General features: G+C 45.9%; 17 protein-coding genes. 13 read left to right on the forward strand and 4 right to left on the reverse strand.

Annotated features, from left to right (window positions below; genetic code table 11):
- Positions 1-4 precede the first annotated feature (4 nt).
- Complete coding sequence (locus DOM22_RS03115; RefSeq protein ID WP_246845830.1) at positions 5-973, reverse strand: hypothetical protein; 969 nt, start codon at positions 971-973, stop codon at positions 5-7.
- Between the two features lie 182 nt (positions 974-1,155).
- On the opposite strand from DOM22_RS03115, the gene rsmH reads away from it, so the two are divergent.
- From rsmH to DOM22_RS03140, 5 genes are all read left to right on the forward strand, one after another.
- Positions 1,156-2,142, forward strand: coding sequence for a 16S rRNA (cytosine(1402)-N(4))-methyltransferase RsmH (rsmH, locus tag DOM22_RS03120; RefSeq protein WP_142698983.1), 987 nt, complete (start codon positions 1,156-1,158; stop codon positions 2,140-2,142).
- Positions 2,123-2,458 (forward strand): histidine kinase, encoded by a 336-nt coding sequence (locus tag DOM22_RS03125; RefSeq protein ID WP_246845831.1) that lies wholly within the window; start codon positions 2,123-2,125, stop codon positions 2,456-2,458. Before rsmH ends, DOM22_RS03125 begins: the two co-directional genes overlap by 20 nt.
- Positions 2,459-4,504, forward strand: coding sequence for a penicillin-binding transpeptidase domain-containing protein (locus DOM22_RS03130; RefSeq protein ID WP_142698984.1), 2,046 nt, complete (start codon positions 2,459-2,461; stop codon positions 4,502-4,504).
- A gap of 159 nt (positions 4,505-4,663) precedes the next feature.
- On the forward strand, positions 4,664-5,167 hold the full coding sequence (locus DOM22_RS03135; RefSeq protein WP_142698985.1) for a hypothetical protein: 504 nt from the start codon (positions 4,664-4,666) through the stop codon (positions 5,165-5,167).
- Between the two features lie 171 nt (positions 5,168-5,338).
- On the forward strand, positions 5,339-6,787 hold the full coding sequence (locus DOM22_RS03140; RefSeq protein WP_142698986.1) for a hypothetical protein: 1,449 nt from the start codon (positions 5,339-5,341) through the stop codon (positions 6,785-6,787).
- A 49-nt stretch (positions 6,788-6,836) separates the two neighbouring features.
- On the opposite strand, the gene DOM22_RS03145 is transcribed toward DOM22_RS03140, so the two are convergent.
- From DOM22_RS03145 to DOM22_RS03155, 3 genes are all read right to left on the reverse strand, one after another.
- Positions 6,837-7,265, reverse strand: coding sequence for a barstar family protein (locus DOM22_RS03145; RefSeq protein ID WP_142698987.1), 429 nt, complete (start codon positions 7,263-7,265; stop codon positions 6,837-6,839).
- Positions 7,266-7,345: 80 nt separating this feature from the next.
- Positions 7,346-8,089, reverse strand: a complete 744-nt coding sequence (locus DOM22_RS03150; protein WP_142698988.1) for a hypothetical protein — start codon at positions 8,087-8,089, stop codon at positions 7,346-7,348.
- Positions 8,090-8,205: 116 nt separating this feature from the next.
- Positions 8,206-8,910: an alpha/beta hydrolase gene (locus tag DOM22_RS03155; protein WP_246845832.1), complete on the reverse strand. Its 705-nt coding sequence runs from the start codon at positions 8,908-8,910 to the stop codon at positions 8,206-8,208.
- Here DOM22_RS03155 and DOM22_RS03160 point away from each other — a divergent pair.
- The 8 genes from DOM22_RS03160 to DOM22_RS03195 all read left to right on the forward strand — a co-directional run bounded on the left by DOM22_RS03160 (position 8,909) and on the right by DOM22_RS03195 (position 17,574).
- The gene (locus tag DOM22_RS03160; RefSeq protein ID WP_142698990.1) at positions 8,909-10,405 is read left to right on the forward strand and encodes a UDP-N-acetylmuramoyl-L-alanyl-D-glutamate--2,6-diaminopimelate ligase; all 1,497 of its coding nucleotides are present in this window, start codon (positions 8,909-8,911) and stop codon (positions 10,403-10,405) included. The two genes, DOM22_RS03155 and DOM22_RS03160, sit on opposite strands and share 2 nt — an antisense overlap.
- Positions 10,405-11,826: a UDP-N-acetylmuramoyl-tripeptide--D-alanyl-D-alanine ligase gene (gene murF, locus DOM22_RS03165; protein WP_142698991.1), complete on the forward strand. Its 1,422-nt coding sequence runs from the start codon at positions 10,405-10,407 to the stop codon at positions 11,824-11,826. Before DOM22_RS03160 ends, murF begins: the two co-directional genes overlap by 1 nt.
- 71 nt (positions 11,827-11,897) lie before the next feature.
- Positions 11,898-12,914, forward strand: coding sequence for a hypothetical protein (locus tag DOM22_RS03170; RefSeq protein WP_142698992.1), 1,017 nt, complete (start codon positions 11,898-11,900; stop codon positions 12,912-12,914).
- A gap of 5 nt (positions 12,915-12,919) precedes the next feature.
- Positions 12,920-13,402, forward strand: coding sequence for an SRPBCC domain-containing protein (locus tag DOM22_RS03175; protein ID WP_142698993.1), 483 nt, complete (start codon positions 12,920-12,922; stop codon positions 13,400-13,402).
- Positions 13,403-13,793: 391 nt separating this feature from the next.
- A complete protein-coding gene (locus tag DOM22_RS03180) occupies positions 13,794-14,351 on the forward strand; it encodes a hypothetical protein (RefSeq protein WP_142698994.1) in 558 nt (185 codons plus the stop codon).
- Between the two features lie 286 nt (positions 14,352-14,637).
- Positions 14,638-15,714, forward strand: coding sequence for a phospho-N-acetylmuramoyl-pentapeptide-transferase (gene mraY, locus DOM22_RS03185; protein ID WP_142698995.1), 1,077 nt, complete (start codon positions 14,638-14,640; stop codon positions 15,712-15,714).
- Between the two features lie 4 nt (positions 15,715-15,718).
- Positions 15,719-17,107 (forward strand): UDP-N-acetylmuramoyl-L-alanine--D-glutamate ligase, encoded by a 1,389-nt coding sequence (gene murD, locus DOM22_RS03190; RefSeq protein ID WP_142698996.1) that lies wholly within the window; start codon positions 15,719-15,721, stop codon positions 17,105-17,107.
- 80 nt (positions 17,108-17,187) lie between these two features.
- Positions 17,188-17,574, forward strand: a complete 387-nt coding sequence (locus DOM22_RS03195; protein WP_142698997.1) for a hypothetical protein — start codon at positions 17,188-17,190, stop codon at positions 17,572-17,574.
- The last annotated feature ends 103 nt before the right edge of the window (positions 17,575-17,677 follow it).

A 17,677-nucleotide genomic window follows, 5' to 3' on the forward strand; every position in this document is an offset into this window, starting at 1 on the left:
AGGACTATTTGTTGTCGTATTCGACGAAGATCACGAATTCGCTTTCGCCTGCTCTGAATTGAGGAGAACGCAGAATTTTGTATACATCAATCCCAGCCAGCTCGTCATCATTTTCAAGATTTGACTGAGTGGGCATAACACCGGCCATGAAAAACCCGGTTTCTGCGCCGATCTCGAATATAGCGGGGAAGGACTTTCTTTGAATCTCTAACGCGCCCGTTGGACCAGCTTCTCTCCAGGTTCTTTGGATTTCTAAATTACCGCGCAGGTTCGCGCCATCCATGTCCGCAATTTCAAAGAATGTCGTGTGACCGATTTCAACGGAAGGGTTGGAGCGGTCTTTTAAACCATAGGACCACTGCAAAGTTTTATTGCTGTCCAAGTTTCGCTCTTCTTTATGAAGAACCTTTATACCTGGAGCTTGCAGACGCTTGCTAAGTCCAGGGATGATGCCGGCCGAGTAATCGGCAAAGTTCATAAATTGACCTGTGCCACGGCTTACATCCATCAAACGACCCAGTGCCGGGCGCGCAACTTCTGCATAGATCACCGTCAAGTGGGGACCTGTGCCTTTGGTTGCAGCTGTGCTGTTGTCTTTTTTAGTCTCATCTTTAACCGCTGCTGTTTGTGCAAAAGCTCGGGCCGCCGCCAATTTTTTACTAATATCGGCGTCGTTGCCATCAGTGCTGGTAACTGTTGTTGCACCGTCTGCTGACGTTTCCGTAACGCTGCCTGCGACCATCGCGACTTGTGGTTCCGGAGCCGGGGGAGGTGGAGGTGGAAGATTCTTAGAAGAATTCACCTGAACCATCGGGCGAGCCTTGCTGGCAACGTTCATCGTGTTGGATTGGTTGTTTTGATAAAGATAAAAACCACCACCACCAACAAGCGCTGCTAGCAACGCAACATGAACAACTGGATTTTTAAAGACTGTTTGATACCAAGGCGCTGCTTGTGGTTTATAGCTTTCCATATCGACGCCACATTGAGCGCAATATTTATCTTCAGGTTGTTGAAAGCCACAGCGAGGACACGTTACCAGCATCGAAAATTTTTTCCTGTTGTTAATTAGAAAAAGCCTTATAAACAGGCTAATTCAAAGCTTCTTGACGGTCCACCGAATTGTTCATACCTTGAAATTCTAGGAAGATAACGATGAAAAAATATAAGCCCGGCACTGGTGAAAAAATCGAACGTACAGAGGAATTTATCCCGCCAAAGGTCGAGCTTCCCGTCGAATTTTCTCCGGAACATTACCCGGTAATGTTGCAAGAAGTGCTTGCGGCTTTCTATCCGTACAGAGAGAAAAAAGACGTTTCTTATTTCGATGGAACTTTCGGTCGCGGTGGCCACTACATGGCGGTGAAGTATACCGTTCCTGCGATGAAGGCCACGGTCATGGACCAAGATCTAGCTGCAGTGAAATATGGAAATGAACGCTTCAAGACGGAAGTCGAGAACGGTACCCTTCGCATAATCCATGGAAATTTCTCGCAATTTTCAGATCACAATCTGAAAAACTTTGATATGATGCTCTTAGATCTAGGCGTGAGCTCACCGCAGTTAGACCAGGCCGAACGAGGCTTTAGTTTTTACCACGATGGTCCACTAGATATGAGAATGAATCAGCAGCAAGGTTTGACGGCTGAGGTGCTTGTGAATACGGCAACAGAGGAAGATCTCATTCGAATCTTTAAAGAGTACGGCGAAGTGTATCGCCCCTCTCGCGTTGTCCGTGCGATCGTGAATGATCGTAAAACAAAAGCATTTCAAACAACCGCACAACTTGCAGGTTTGATCGAACGTGTGGATGGTTGGCAAGTCAAAGGCCATCATCCTGCGACCAAGTACTTTATGGCTCTGCGCTTAGCAGTGAATTCAGAGCTGGAAGTAGTCGGTGAAACGATTCCGCAAATGATCCAGGCATTGAAGCCGGGTGGTCGTTTGGCGGTGATCACGTTCCATTCTTTAGAAGATAGAATTGTTAAAAATATCTTCCGTGATTCAGAAGAATTCGGCAGATCTGTTTATAAAAAAGTAGTCGTTCCATCTCAGGAAGAGCTGGATTTGAACTCTCGATCGCGTTCCGCGAAATTGAGAGTTTTCGAGAGGAGTGCTCAGGATGAGCAAGGAAAACTTTAGACAACTGAAACCATTTTTTAGCATCCTTTTGGTCATCTTTACTTTGTTCTCTATCGTCTTCCTGCAAATGGAAGAACGCCGCATGGGCTATGTGGTTCTTAAACTCACACGCCAGCACAAAAAAGTTTTGGAAGAAAAGCGCACTAAAGAAATTTCTTTGGCAAAGATCACACGTCCCCAACTTTTGGATCACGTGGCTCAGCAAAAATTCACTCTTAAAAAAGTTCAGGCTAATCAAATCATTCACCTGACGGATGTGGCTGATATTCCGGTAGCCAAAGCGATCGATAAGAAAATTGCGAAAAAGGATCTGTAGTTGAAATCACGTATTGTTTTTATCTTTATCGGTATTATCGGTTTGTGGTCGTTGCTGATGATGAGAGCAGCGTACCTGCAGTTCTTGCCAAATGATCGATTGAATTCCCTGCAAAATCGCCAGTTTCAAACCAAAGTAACCTTGCAAGCCCGTCGCGGTGCGATCGTGGATCGTAATGGTCGTGATCTTGCCATGTCTGCGACAGCTTACTCATTGTATGCAGATCCAAAAATTATCGATAACCGTAAAGCAGCTGCGAAAAAGATTTCAAAAGTTTTGGGTCAGTCTTATGAATCCGTTTATGCGAAAATCAAAGACGGCAACAAACGCTTCGTTTGGATTCAACGTATGCTTGAGCAAGACAAAGCGGATGAGATTAAAAAGTTTGATATCCGCGGTCTTTCTTTCGTTGAAGAATGGCGCCGTGTTTATCCAAACGAAACTTTGCTAGCACAAACTTTAGGATTCTTGGGAATTGAAGGTCAGGGACTTGAAGGTCTGGAGCTGGGGTACGATCAATCTCTTCGTGGCAATCAAAAGAAAGTCATGGTTAAAAGAGATGCTCGTGGTCGTCCGTTGATTAATGACGGTTTGATGTTCATCGAAAATCCAGATGGTAACGAACTTCGTTTGACGGTGGATTCGGAACTTCAATACGCGTTGGAATCTGAACTTGCGAATGCCGTACAAACTTTCGATGCAGATCACGCTGTCGGTGTGGTTTTGGATGCGAAAACTTCAGCGGTCGTTGCTTTGGCTTCTGCTCCAACATTCGATTTGAATAAAGCACAAAAAGCTTCTGCAGACTCTCGTCGCAATAAATCAGTGACGGATGCGTTCGAGCCGGGTTCGACATTAAAAACTTTGGTGATTGCATCAGCACTTCGTGAAGGTGCATTGCAGCCGAATACCAAGTTCTTCTGTGAAAATGGTGCTTTCCGCGTTGGCGACAAAGTGATCAAGGAAGCGGAAGCTCACGAGAAGTTCGGCGACATTACAGCGGCAGAAATTTTGGCAGTATCCTCAAATATCGGAACAACTAAGATCGCTTTCAAATTGGGCCAGGATAAACTTCGTCAGGGTCTTTTGGATTTCGGTTTGGGGCAAAAATTGGGAGTGGACCTTCCAGGTGAATCCCGTGGTATCGTTCAAGGTCTTCCGTGGAAACCAATTGCTTTAAGTAATATTTCTTTCGGTCACGGTATTTCGACAACTCCGATTCAAATGGCAAATGCATATGCAGCGATTGCGAACGGTGGGGTTCTGAATACACCTTATATCGTTCAATCGGTTCGTGATTCAGAAACGGGCGAGTTGACGGAAACGAAAGTAAAGCCCATCCGTCGTGTTCTAACTCCCGAGCAGGCAGCCCAAATGCGCGCGATGCTCTTGGGTGTCACGACTTTAAAAATCGGTTCGGGTGCCAATGCTCGAGTTGATGGATTCCTGGTTGCGGGTAAGACGGGGACGGCGCAAAAAGTAAATCCAAATGGACGTGGCTATCTTAAAGGTGCTTACATTTCCAGTTTCGCGGGTTTCATTCCTGCGAATGACCCAAAGTTTGTAATTTACGTGGCGGTGGATTCTCCTCGTAAATCCTATTACGGTGCGAAAGTGGCAGCTCCGGTGTTCTCAAGAATTGCCTCCTATGCTGTTCGTAAAGAAGGTATCGCACCACTTCCAGGAACTTTGGCAGAAACAAACAGCAAGAATTTGAATTCCATCAAAACAGCGATGGGTCAAAAGGCGGCTTTTGAAAAATTGGCGCGTGAAATAGCCACTGAATCGAAAGAGCCGGCAAAACCAGAGACGAAAGCAGAACCCGCAATCGTGACGGCACAGGAACTGGATAAAGCTGCGGAAGTAAAAACCGGAGAAACAGTTCCGAACTTGATGAAGTTAACAACTCGCGAAGTTCTTCGCCAAGTAAGTGGACAGAATCTGAAAGTCAAATTTGTCGGATCGGGAAGTTTGGTAAGCGAAATGATCCCCGCAGCGGGATCGACCTTGCCGGAAGATAAAAATATCACCGTCATACTTAAATAGGATAAGGCACCCGCAAGGTGCCTTTTTTATTTGAGAATCTGAATCCAAAACCTCCGACCTTGGTCAAAAATTCTAAATTTTATTTTGTTTGGAAAAATCCCGTGAGTAAGAATATCCCTTGGGGAGTGCTTTCAGCGCTTACTTTATTTGGAGAGATCGGTGCAAAGTAAGATCGTTTTTTCGAACGAAAAAGAATACAATGGACTTTTAAAACTGATGTACGTCGCGGGTCTCGCGATGTTGATTCCCTTGTTCACTTGGTGGCAAAATAACGTCGATCCTAATTTCGATTTGTGGCTGCTGGCGATCCTTGTCGGTATCTGTGTTCTGCTGTTCGCAATTCGCAGAGCCAAAGTCATGAATGTGGTGTTGTTAGAAAATTGCATCGAATTGGAATACCCTCTGCGTGATCACGTGCAAGCCATCCCGTATTCTGAGCTCTTATGCGCTGAATACACTGAATCCAGTTTCAGCTTAAGTTTAGTCCTAAAAGATAGCCGCACAATTTTGCTGCCAGCAAAAATTGAAAAGGTCGAAGGCCACTTTCCACCATACCAGGAAATGATCGAAGCCCAAGGTGAAGCCGGCGACCGCTACCGCCTAAAACACGAAATCGATTCCCGCATCAAAGGCAAAGACTCCATTGCTCCACTCAAGTTTTAAGGAGTCACTCTGATTCTGTGTCTCAAAAAAAGATCGATGAACTTCAGTGTCGAGCACAAAATGTTACCGGTTAGTTTTCTCACATACTTTTGGGTTTCCGCGTGCTTATATTCCAGATAAACTCGATATTCGTTCGCATGGGTTTTGAAGTAGTTTACTGGTGAGGTAACTATGAAAAGCTCATCCATTTTGATTATTACAAGTGTGCTAGCATTCACACACATCGCGAGTGCTCAATCAGCCGGGACCTGTAGTTCTATTTTCTCTTCAGGCCTTTCTGAACTTCAAGCTAAGTGGTCTAAGCTTTCTATAGAGCAAAAGAATTTCCTTAGAAAACAACAAATGTATTCTTCCTCGAATGTCGTTCAACGCCGACCGATCGTTAAAACATCAGGTTTAAGACAAGATGCCTCCAAAGATATCGATGCAGCCGATATTAAAGTTGATACCGCGGATCCCTCACTGGTGATGCCGATTACTTATCCAAATGGTGTAACGAAGTATCGTATTAACTTTTCTGGCCTTCGTTATATCGAAGCCAATACTCCGATAGAGTTGTTCAAAGGTGGCATAAAAAAGGTTCAACGGTCTCGTGGCTTCTATAAAGACGGTACGGAGATGACGGGTGCCTATCATAACGAGGCTTGGGCTTGGGATGTGGTGATTTATAAGAACGAAGCCGGTGAACAGATCGCTTTAGGCGGAGTGATGGAGCAAGGGACGGCGGGAAAACTTCCGAATGTTGCACAAGACAATCGCACCCGATCTCGTTGGTGGGGCAAAGTTTCCCACGTTGAAGTAAAGCCTGGCGTTTATGAAGAACACATCGTGTGGCAAGAGCCGATCCATGATTTCAATCGTTCAAAACATCAGGGATGGGAATATCATGGCTATGGCGGAACTTTAGTCACAGAGTTTAATCCTAAAATCGGTATTCATGAGCCGATCAAAAATAAAAATGGAAATTATACGTTGATGTATGAGCGTGTAACGGAAGAGCAGCACGGAATGCCGTGGGTGACGACAACTTTTATGCGCGAGATGGATCCTTCACTAAAAACCACGGTCGGCCCTGAGATCGCCGTCACCAATTTAAACAATCCACTGACAGGGAAATTATTTGAAGCCCTTCGCCGTGGTGACGAGCACTACACTGCGGGCTATTTGCGTGAAGGTGACAATGTTTTGAAAGAACATAAAAACAAACAATTTGTAAAAGCAGGGAGTGCCAATGACTACGTCCGAAAATACGGTATTTATCTTGATTATCGCCCACCTGGCGCAGACGCAGTGGGCCCCTACAAAAACGTCGTCGACAGTCGTGGTGAGATGGTCGACTTCGCTACTACACTAAATCTTCGTGAAATGATGAATGCAACTTGGGTGGGGAGGCCGCAATTAAATTACGATCCTCAAGGTCGCCTGTGGTTGCTATTTCACTTTGTCCCTAAAGACAGTATTCCTCAAGGAGCGCCGGTAGAGGGTTGGCCCTCTGCCCAAGACTTTCCAGAATACGGTCGCATCACAGCGATGGTACCGGTCAAGTTTGAATACGATGCTCTGGGGCAGCCTCTTCTTAAGAAAGATATCGATCCGGAATTCTCTTACATGTACGAATAAAAAAAGGCACCCTTCGGTGCCTTTTTCGTTTCACTCTTAAGATTTAAAACTACAACCAGTACATAAATGTATTTACTGGATTTTCTTTCTGAGCATCGTTCAACGTGTCGATCACGGCTTGAACTTTTACTTCACCCAAATTCTCAACCAGGTCTTTACCACCAATAATAGTAATGTCCCAGTTTTTTGAAATCACAGAAGGATCCGTCAAAACGTCATACAAGGCATCAAGGTTTGCACCGTATGATTTAGGAAGTCTTAAACCATCGGCAATCACGGCGTGCAACTGCTTCAAAGATTTGATTTCGCGACCTTGGATCAAAACCAAGATCTTATAGTTTGATTCAAATACTGTAGCTCCAAGAAGACCTTCGCGTTCAACAGTTTGATCAACAGGAACAGTGTAAACACCTGCGTTGGCTTGGACCGCAACCAAATTCACAAGAAGAGCGGAAGCTAGAACCATCAACTTTTTCATGGGTACCCCTTTTATAAAGTTGCGGGACTATAGCACAAGAACTAGGCGTTACCGCCTGTCAGGATTCTGTACAGTAAGAACTACCCGAAATTCTGCCAGCGCCACGAAGTCTCGGTGCGTGTTCCACGTTTGTCGGTCTTTTCCTCTGAATAGGGAAGGCAAATCAGAGGCTTAACACGAGCATTGCGATCTACGCAGCGGCCATATTGATTTTTTTGATAGGCGCCCACGCAGCTCTTATTTTCAAAGTCTTCGCAATGAGGAAATACGACTTTTCCGGATGGCAGCATCAGGACAGACCAAAAGTTTGCTGTGGGTAGGGGCAAAATGCGATTCCAAATACCCACGCTGATCGCTTGGTTAGCTTTAAAGGTAATAGTTCTGTTACGGGGGAAGAGGACTTCAAATTCGGCAATTTCCTTTGCTTTCAAAGGCTGTTGAAGTCCCATGCAGGCAGTATTATCTAATTGAATATTCACGTCATAGTCGCGCATTGTGGGAATGATTGAGTTCCCCAAGTAGGGTGCCGTCATATCATTTTCCCAATGGCCGACGAAGCCGATGCGGAGGGTGTCTCCAGGCGAGGTATTTTCAATTTTCAAGGGCGACCATGTGTTCGAAGGTGCAACAGCTACAACCTCTTTGGAAGCGCAGCTGGTTTGTTCCGAGAGCCACATTTTGCAACCGATTTTAAAGAACGGAATCTGCGATGCCGGTTCAGTACCGGTCTGGCAAATACAATGGGTTTTCGCCGCGAACGTGGTGATTGGCGCGATGCTGGTCATCAGAATTAATAAAATACGCAGGGACTTCAAAAACGACATGGATTCCTCTGTCGTCCAAGAATGCAAATTCAGCGCCCTTTTGGGGATTCGTATATTTGATTTAGATGACTAGTACCTAGACAGAACGCCGTTTTTTTGTAGCCGCTCTCTGGGGGCTACAACGAGTTAACGTATTGACCGATACCCTGCAGGACTTGCGCGGGGATCTCGTGACCACCGCGGAATCCAACCAGGGATCCCTTCATGCCGTTTTGAGTAAGCAGGGTTTCAAGTTTTTGTGCCTGTTTAAAGCCCAAAACCTGATCCATTTGCCCATGGCTTTGATAAAACTTTTGCCCTTGGCGGTTTGCGATCAAAGGTTTCCATTCGTCCTGGCAAAGCAATGTGCCTGACATCAACACCAAGCCGCGAGGGGTTTCAGGGGCGCGCAGATAAAGTTCGGTTGCCAGCATCGCTCCTTGAGAAAAACCTCCCAGGATGATTTGGTTCCAAGGCACGCGCAGTTGACGGATCATTTCCATCGCCATGTCGCGGGCTTTTTCCAGGCCTTTGGGGATTTCACCGCTGAAATCTCGGGGCACGCCCGTTTCCTGAGCGCGTTGAATGGCCATCATATCAATCGGCCACCAAGCACGGCCTGTCCATGCGGGGCCAATAGGTACTTCCAGAATTCCATTCGGAAAAAGCCAATTGTACGTTTGTTTCGTCGGAATCATCTGTCCCAACGAGAACAAGTCATTGGCATCTGCGCCATAACCATGGAAGAAGATGATCCAGGGTGCGTTATCGTCTTGATTAATTTCTTGGCAATGTATTTTTCCGAGTTGTCTCATAGCTTGAGCATAATATACTGATCCCATGAAACTACAGCATCTTTTTTCAACAATTCCAGGAATCGCCGGCCATGTTTTGCCAGACATCGAAGTCTCTGGGATTTTCAATGATGCGCGTAAGGTGGTGAGCGATGGACTATTCGTTGCCATTCGTGGTGTCAAAGTCGACGGCCACAGTTTCATTCCTGACGCTATCAATAACGGTGCAGCCGTTTTGGTGGTCGAAGATCCCAATCAAGTTCCCAATAGCTTTAAAGGTTTCGTTTTGCGCGTGGAAAACACTCGCGAAGCCCTAGATGTTTTAGCCAGCCACTATCACGGCGACCCCGCAGAGGAAATGTTCTGCGTGGGTGTGACAGGTACTAACGGTAAAACTTCAGTGACCTACATGGTTGAGGCGATTTTTAATCACTCTCAAAACCCAACCGGTGTTATCGGAACCGTGAACCATCATCTGCTGGAAAAAGTATGGCCGTCAGACATGACGACGCCAGATCCAATCAATCTGCAGAAACGCCTGCGTGAATTCAAAGACGCTGGCGCCAAGGCTGTGGCAATGGAAGTTTCCTCGCACGCTTTGGATCAGCACCGTGTGGATAGCGTGCCATTCAATACGGTGATCTTTACGAACCTGACCCGTGATCATTTGGATTATCACGAAACGATGGAAAAATACTTCGAGTCCAAGCAACGTCTGTTCACAGATTTGTTGTGGAAGACGGAAAAGCTTCCCTGTTTTGCGATCATCAATATCGATGATAAATATGGCCGTCGCATGCACGTGGCAGATCCAGCAGTTCTTTGGACGTACGGAGCTGATAAATCCGCCGACCTTAGTTTCAAAATCAAAAGCATGGATTTTGCCCTGACGGTCTTTGATTTGAAAACCCCTGTTGGCACTACCGAAGTAGAATTGCCGATGTCAGGAACTCACAACGTGATGAATGCAGTAGCCGCAATGGGTGCAGGTCTATCTGCAGGAATTCCATTGGAAGTTTGTAAAGCAGCGATCGCAAGTTTCACCGGTGTGCCGGGCAGATTGCAGGCCGTACCGAATAATAAAAACCTTTCTGTATTTGTGGATTATGCCCATTCGCCAGATGCTTTAGAAAACGTTCTGACAGCATTGACGAAAGTGCGCGAAAGTCTTAAGTCCAACGCCAAGATCTGGACAATCTTTGGTTGTGGTGGCGATCGCGACAAAGGCAAACGTCCCTTGATGGCCGAAATGGCCTTGAAATTCTCTGATGCCGTGGTGGTCACTTCAGACAATCCACGCACCGAGGAGCCACAGTCTATTATCGAAGATATTTTAAAGGGCGTGACTGCCCAGGATAAAAACCGTGTGATCGTTTTGGCGGATCGTAAGGAAGCCATTCATGCGACCATCAGCAAAGCTCAAGAGGGCGATGTGATTTTGATCGCAGGTAAAGGTCACGAAGACTATCAGATTATTGGAAGCACGAAGTTTCCATTCAGTGATGTGCAGGTCGCCGAGCAGGCGCTGCAGGGGAGAGTGTAATGAGAGCCATGGATGTGCAAACCGTCGTCAAAGCTACAAACGCGCAAGTGGTCAGCCAACACGCTGACGCATTTACAGGAATCGGTACCGACACCCGTGCAGATCTTAAGGGACAAATGTTTATCGCGCTTAAAGGTGAAGCTTTTGATGCCCACGAGTTTCTGGATAAAGCCGTTGCTCAAGGTGCGACGGTTCTGTTAGTTCACGAAGTAAATGAGCAAGTGAACTCGTTGAAAAACAAAGTCACAGTCCTAAAAGTTCCTGACACTTTGAAAGCCCTGCAACAGCTGGGCAACTGGGCTCGTCACCAATCTCAAGGTACGATCGTAGCCATCACAGGCTCCAACGGTAAGACCACGACAAAAGAATTCACGGCAGCCTTAATCGGTACTGCCAAAAATGTTCACTACAACAAAGGCAGCTTTAACAATCACTGGGGAGTGCCATTCACTCTGCTGCAATTGGATCCTAAAAAAGAAGTGGCTGTGATTGAAATGGGTATGAATCACGCTGGTGAAATTACCGAGCTAGTTCAAATCGCAGAACCGGATGTTGTGGTTTGCACGATGGTAGGGCGCGCGCACATGGAATTCTTTGGCACGATCGAAAAGGTCGCCGAAGCTAAAGAAGAGATCTATAATGCTGCTAAGAAAAACGCGATCCGTATCTACAATTTGGACAATGAACAAACACATAATATGTTTGTTCGTGGCCACGACAAATTCCCGCAGGATAAAGTCATCACGTTCTCTAGCGAAGATCCCCGTGCCGATGTGCATTTAATGATTGCTTCCATGAACATGAGCCAATTGGTTCTAAAAGGAAGCATCAAAGGTGTTCTTGGGACTGCAACTGTGCAGGTCTTTGGGGCACAAAATCTGACGAATTTGATGGCAGCAGCAGCCCTGGGTCTTTCGGTAGGTATGTCTCCGGCGCAGATCTGGATGGGCTTGCCAGCATGTAAGACAAACTGGGGGCGTAACCAGCTGGTTCACCTTAAATCCGGCGCTCAAATGATCTTTGATGCCTATAATGCCAATCCCGACAGTATGAAAGCTTTACTGGAAAATGTGCAATTGTTAACAGTAAGCGGACGAAAAGTGGGGGTCTTTGGGCAGATGAGAGAAATGGGTTCAGCCTCAGCAGAATTGCATGAGGAATTGGGCGAGCGTGTGGGCAAAGCCGGCTTTGAAAAAGTTTACTTCGTTGGCGAAGATTTCGACGCGTTTACTAAGGGTCTGCAAAAGGCTCAATTCTCTAAGGAAAGCCTGATCCAAAAAGATTTTACAGAAAACGCTGGCAAAGATTTAGCCACTTTCCTTCATAGTGGCGACATTGCCGTCGTAAAAGCCTCCCGTGGCACGAAGCTTGAGCGTTTCGTTTATCCGTGTGAGCCCCTGGATTTTTCAGAAAAATCGTAGTGTTGACTAAAATTCAGGCTGGAGTAATCCGGCTTGATGTCCTATAACAGTCCTCGTTATTAGGAGGACTAATGAAACAAAATCTTTCTCTACTTATCGCAGCTCTAACTTTCTCTGCGATGCAAGCCGGAGCTCAATCAAGTTCTGCAAAGATTGGTGCCGCATCTTCAACAAACACTTCGACTTCAAAAATCGAAGACCTTAAAAAGCCGACTGAAAAGCTTAAAGACGTTGATGATGAAATTACGGACGCTCGTTTGCGTGCAACATTGGGTTCTAAATCCAAATGGTCTTTTAAGTCTTCACTAGGTTATTCCGGTGGTTCCGTGCGTGAGCCTCTTTCTTCGGTGCGCCCGGCGTATCGTACTTCCTCAACTGATGAAGTTATGGCTTATCTTTCTGGTGATATCGGTATCAACCTTCGCGCCACAGATCGTGATAACGTCTCCTTCTCTACAGGTATGACTATTAATGATCCTTTGCATGGTGACATCACAAAGCCAGCCACCGATGAAACTGCAATGGGTGGTGGTGAAGTAATGCCTCGCTACGAATTCTCGACTCCATCAATTTCTTGGAGCCGTGGTTATAAAGCTATGGGCACACAAATGGTATCTAGTGTTACCTATGGTCACTATACTGACTCTGTTTCTGGAAGAAAAAATCTTTTGGGCGGTGTGAGCTTTAGTCAAACGATCCTTGCGAATTTCGGTACTTCCAAATGGAATGGCGGCGTGAGCATCAGTGGTGGTAAGACTCTTTATAAAGGTGACCTTGAAGATGCGAAGTACAAGAAAGCGCAAGACAAAGGGACTTTCATGCGTACCGATCTTAATGCAGGTCTGTTTCCGTTTCTTCAATACTCGTTCAATGACACGTACTCATTCAGAACTGTTTTTGGATACTTCCAGTTCTATAAATACGAACTTAATGATCGTTGGGTTCAAATCGAGCCATATCAATCAGTTGGTTTCGGTATCTCTGTAACTCGTGACATCTACTTGTACCCGAACATCCAGTTCACTCCGAAAGATATCCGCGACGACAGAACGAACGTGGCTCTTTCTACGAACATCAACTTGTTCTAATAAATATGTCTGGATCGAAATTCATTCCTCCTCGCCAAAGCGGCGGGGAGTCTGACTCTCAGGAAATCAATATCACTATTACGGTGAAGGCCACGGCAGCGGAAATCTGGCGTGCGCTGACTGATACTGACGATCTGGAAAATTGGTGGGGAGACGACGTCTCCCTTGAACCAAAAGTCGGCGGAAAATTCCGCGAAGCCTGGGAAGACGACGAGGGCAACGAGCAACTCGCTTCCGGCAAAGTCCTTTCTCTTGTTCCCAACAAATCCATTACCTTTACGTGGCGTGAGAAAAACTGGGATGCGAAAGCCTCCACGGAATGCTCTTACGTGATCGAAGACAAGGGTAAAACTCGCACAATGACTGTTACTCATAAGGGCTGGGAAGTGTTTCCCGATAAGCTGAGTGCGAAACTTCAAAAAGACTTTCAACTGGGTTGGAAGTATCACATGCAGGAATTAAAAGCCTATCTGGACGACGAAGGTTAAAAGGTACGGCCTTACTTTCTCCAATTAAATTTACTATCTTTTCGCCGTCGGTGAAGTTCTCAGTTGTCGAAGCACTGGCCGTTTCATTTAAAACACCTCGTGCTAACTGTCTCTGATTGTGATGTTTCTTCCATCAGTTTCTTGGTGGAATTTTCCGCTCACATTTTATCGCGGGGTATTTTCATAGAACTGTCTCGCTCAGAGGCGAATTTCCCCGGCTCCTGACAAGTTCCCTTGAAACGTATGTTAGGGAATCCTCACACACTTCGACCAAAACTTTTGCATCGTCAGTTTTCAAACACCCGCTGATCCTTTTAATTCCATCTGATCCATCAAAAGCCCTGTGCATGCGTTTTGCTCTACTCCTTTGTGAAAACAATTTGGAGGAACCATGAAATCTGCATCGATGTTAGTTTTGTTGGCGACAGCACCTTTATTTATGACGGCATGTTCGCAATTAGGAACTGATGTTCAGTTCGGTAGCTTTAGAAGTGCAGAAGCTATTATTCCCGTCGTAGATGGTGAAGAGCCACAAGGAACTACTGATAGTGGTGCTCCAGATACAGGTTCTCCAGAAATAATAGACGAAGTTCCACTGAATCCTGGTGAAGTGATTGATGATGACGGCAGCATTGTCGATGGAGACGGTGAGGTGGTGGTTCCAGCTTGTGATGCAAAAACTCAGGCAGAAGCCAATCTGATCCTGAAACAAGAAGGCAGCACAAACATCGCAGGCGTTTCTCAAACGGGCGCTAACAACTCAGCTTTGATATACCAAAAAGGTGACAGCAACACGGCCTGCGTGGTGCAAGTCGGCGACAACAACAAAGCAAACGTGCAGCAAACGGGCTCATCAAACAGCGCCTCCGTATCTCAAACAGGTAACGGTAGCTCGGCAACAATCATTCAATCTGGCGGCAGCAACTCAGCAGTGGTAGTGCAACACTAATATATATCTAGAATTTTCCCCACAGACCCACACGGTAAGTCCGTACCCAAAAAGGTACGGACTTACTTTTTTAGGTACGGCCTTACCTTGGCAAGTAAGGCCGTACCTTTGGAATCTTACATGCATTCCATGAAGTTTGCTCTCTGGGGGGCGTGGGTGAATTACAAAATATCCAGCAATATCATGTAGTTATAAATTTCCCATTGCAATTTAAAGCACCGATGTGCTAAACCCTTAAAGTTCCAAGCAAAAATCAATTTCCAAGGATATAGGGGAATCGCACATCATGCTTTATCAGTGGCTCTATTCAATGTCGGAATACTTTTCTCCATTGAATGTCTTTCGTTACATCACGGTTCGTACATTCATCGCGTTTTTTACATCTTTCCTGCTGTGCTGGATGTGGGGCCCTTACTTCATTAAACGCCTGCAGCTAAAGCATTTTGGTCAATCGATTCGTGATGACGGCCCTCAATCTCATAAAAAGAAAGCTGGCACGCCGACTATGGGTGGCGGATTGATTCTTCTTTCAACTTTGATCCCATGCTTGTTGTGGGTGGATATGACAAACCCATTGGTTTGGTCAGTTCTGCTTATCACTTGGGGCTTTGGAATGATCGGTTACATGGATGACTGGTTGAAAGTAAGCAAAAAGAATTCCAAAGGTCTTTCTGGAAAAATTCGTTTGTTGGGTGAGTTCTTGATCGCAGGCTTGGTGGTAGCTTATCTGGTTCACTTCCACGATTTGGGCACAACAGTTTACATTCCCTTTGTAAAATCATTCGGTTTTGATCTTGGTTACGCATACATCGTGTTTGCGGCTTTGGTTGTCGTAGGAACTGCGAATGCTGTGAATTTGACAGATGGTTTGGACGGCTTGGCGATTGTTCCAGTGATGATCTCGGCAGCGACTTTGGGTTTGTTTGCCTATGTAACAGGTCACTACTCTATCGCGAATTACCTGCAAATCCCACACGTGGTCGGAGCAGGTGAGTTAACTCCGGTCGCGGCAACGATTGTTGCTGCGGGAATGGGTTTCTTGTGGTTTAACGCGTATCCCGCGCAGGTCTTCATGGGCGACGTGGGTTCTTTGTCCCTTGGTGGATTCTTGGGCTCTATGGCCGTTATCACTCAAAATGAGTTGTTGATGGTGATTCTGGGCGGTGTCTTCGTGGTGGAAGCATTGTCGGTAATCACTCAAGTGATCTCTTTCAAACTGACGGGAAAACGTGTGTTCAAAATGGCGCCGATTCATCACCACTTTGAATTGGGCGGTTTAACTGAAACGAAGATTATTGTTCGTTTCTGGATTATTTCGATTTTATTGGCTGTTTTAAGTCTAGCGACTCTCAAATTGAGGTAGAAGAATGTATAAAGAGTTTAGTGAATTAAAAGACAAAAGAATCCTAGTGGTCGGTCTTGGTAAAACGGGTGTGTCTTTGGCGCATTTCTTGACCAAGCACGGCGCTCAGGTGACGGTAACAGATCACAAATCTAAACCGGAACTTTCTGTGCAACTTGAGCAATTGGGCGATCTTCCAATTAAGTATGAATTGGGTGGTCACAGTCCGAAAACTTTCATCGCTCAGGATTTGGTTATCTTGTCTCCAGGCGTGCCTTCTACTTTGAAAATCTTCGATTACGCAAGATCTCAAGGTATCAAGATCACGGGGGAGTTCGAGTTCTCTGCGGGTTTTATCAAAGAACCTATCATCGGTATCACGGGTACAAACGGTAAAACGACTGTAGCACGCATCACTGAGGCGATCTTGACTCAATCAGGTGTTAAAACTTGGGTGGGTGGCGCGAATGAAAAACCATTGGTTGATTACCTTCGCCTTGATGACAAAGCGCAAGTGGTGATCGCAGAGGTTTCCAGCTTCATGCTTGAACACTGTGACACGTTCAATCCCGGCAACGTGGTCTTCACGAACTTGGCTGAAAATCACTTGGATCGTTACCGTTCAATGGAAGAGTACGTAAACGCGAAACGCCGTGTTTTCAAAAACACAAATCAAGCGACAACAAGCATCTTGAATGCAGACGACAACGCCGTTGTAGAGCTTGCGCGTGATCCAGCGGTTCAACGTGGACGTATTTTCTACTTCTCTCGTAAACCAGCTTTGGAACCACAAATCATGAACATCGGTGGTGCCGTGAATATCGGCGACGAAATTCGCGTGCGCACAGGTCCTGAGATTGAAACATTCAATATCAAAAACATGAAAATGCGCGGTAAGCACTCTATCGAAAACGTGATGGCAGCTATTTTGGCGTCTCGCGAACACGGTGCAACTCGTGAAGCGGTTCAAAAAGTGATCGAGACATTCAATGGTCTTCCTCACCGTATTGAGTACGTGCGTAAAGTTGGCGGCGTCTTGTTCTACAACGACTCTAAAGCTACAAACGTTCATGCGGTTCTTCGCGCTTTGGACACTTTTGATGAAAACGTGATTTTGATCGCGGGTGGTAAAGACACGAATTTGAACTATGAACCTCTTCGTACGTCGGTAAAACGCAAAGTGAAGACTCTGATTTTGGTCGGGGAAGCTAAAGAGCGTATTAATCGCGACCTTGGTGACTTCTCTGAGACCTTCCTGATCGGTACGTTTGAGGAGGCGGTTTTGATCGCTTACCAAAAGTCCAGAATTGGGGACATTGTCCTGCTTTCTCCGGGCTGCTCAAGTTTTGACATGTTTGACAGTTTTGAAGAGCGTGGTGAATACTTTAAAGAGATCGTGAGAAAATTTCACTGAGTTGTTTGTCTACAGAATGACAAAACACAAAGGCTCTCATTGGATGAGGGCCTTTTCTTTGATAAAGCTAGGAGGGCTTTGTGATTCGTCTTCTCGTTGTTTCTTTGTCTTCACTCTTCTTGTTGTCTGCCTGCGCATCTGGGACATTTAAGGCACGCCAGGAACAACGTGATAAATTGGCTGCGAACACAGGCATGTACTGTAATTTCGTAAGCGGCGAAGTCTTTCCTGACGTTGAGGTTGAACTCAGCATGGAAATGGCAAAACGCTGTGATTCCTCACGCGCCTTCTCTATCACTAATTATAAAACAGCTTCGAACGAAAACGGCATTGTGTACTGCTGCTCTATGTCGGGTCGTGCACAAACCATCGTGAACAAGCGTTCGTCAATGACGACAACTGGCACTGACGTGAAATCAGAGAAGAAAAATGACTCTGGTGCGGAAGTGATCGAAGCGCCAATGTAAGGGCCGATGGGCTCTGTTTTGACAGGGTCCAGTCTTGGCACCATTCCTAGACGTACAAATGGACTTCTGATTAAAATAAAGGCGGGAAGCTAGTCTTCCTTTG

This window comes from Bdellovibrio sp. ZAP7 (assembly GCF_006874645.1).
In the GTDB taxonomy this organism is placed as follows: domain Bacteria; phylum Bdellovibrionota; class Bdellovibrionia; order Bdellovibrionales; family Bdellovibrionaceae; genus Bdellovibrio.

Coding starts and splice junctions, on each gene's coding strand:
- DOM22_RS03170 (WP_142698992.1), top strand. CDS start 11,898: ATGAAACAAAATCTTTCTCTACTTATCGCAGCTCTAACTTTCTCTGCG.
- DOM22_RS03150 (WP_142698988.1), bottom strand. CDS start 8,089: ATGTCGTTTTTGAAGTCCCTGCGTATTTTATTAATTCTGATGACCAGC.
- mraY (WP_142698995.1), top strand. CDS start 14,638: ATGCTTTATCAGTGGCTCTATTCAATGTCGGAATACTTTTCTCCATTG.
- DOM22_RS03115 (WP_246845830.1), bottom strand. CDS start 973: ATGGAAAGCTATAAACCACAAGCAGCGCCTTGGTATCAAACAGTCTTT.
- rsmH (WP_142698983.1), top strand. CDS start 1,156: ATGAAAAAATATAAGCCCGGCACTGGTGAAAAAATCGAACGTACAGAG.
- DOM22_RS03125 (WP_246845831.1), top strand. CDS start 2,123: ATGAGCAAGGAAAACTTTAGACAACTGAAACCATTTTTTAGCATCCTT.
- DOM22_RS03140 (WP_142698986.1), top strand. CDS start 5,339: ATGAAAAGCTCATCCATTTTGATTATTACAAGTGTGCTAGCATTCACA.
- DOM22_RS03155 (WP_246845832.1), bottom strand. CDS start 8,910: ATGGGATCAGTATATTATGCTCAAGCTATGAGACAACTCGGAAAAATA.
- DOM22_RS03180 (WP_142698994.1), top strand. CDS start 13,794: ATGAAATCTGCATCGATGTTAGTTTTGTTGGCGACAGCACCTTTATTT.
- murD (WP_142698996.1), top strand. CDS start 15,719: ATGTATAAAGAGTTTAGTGAATTAAAAGACAAAAGAATCCTAGTGGTC.
- murF (WP_142698991.1), top strand. CDS start 10,405: ATGAGAGCCATGGATGTGCAAACCGTCGTCAAAGCTACAAACGCGCAA.
- DOM22_RS03175 (WP_142698993.1), top strand. CDS start 12,920: ATGTCTGGATCGAAATTCATTCCTCCTCGCCAAAGCGGCGGGGAGTCT.
- DOM22_RS03145 (WP_142698987.1), bottom strand. CDS start 7,265: ATGAAAAAGTTGATGGTTCTAGCTTCCGCTCTTCTTGTGAATTTGGTT.
- DOM22_RS03160 (WP_142698990.1), top strand. CDS start 8,909: ATGAAACTACAGCATCTTTTTTCAACAATTCCAGGAATCGCCGGCCAT.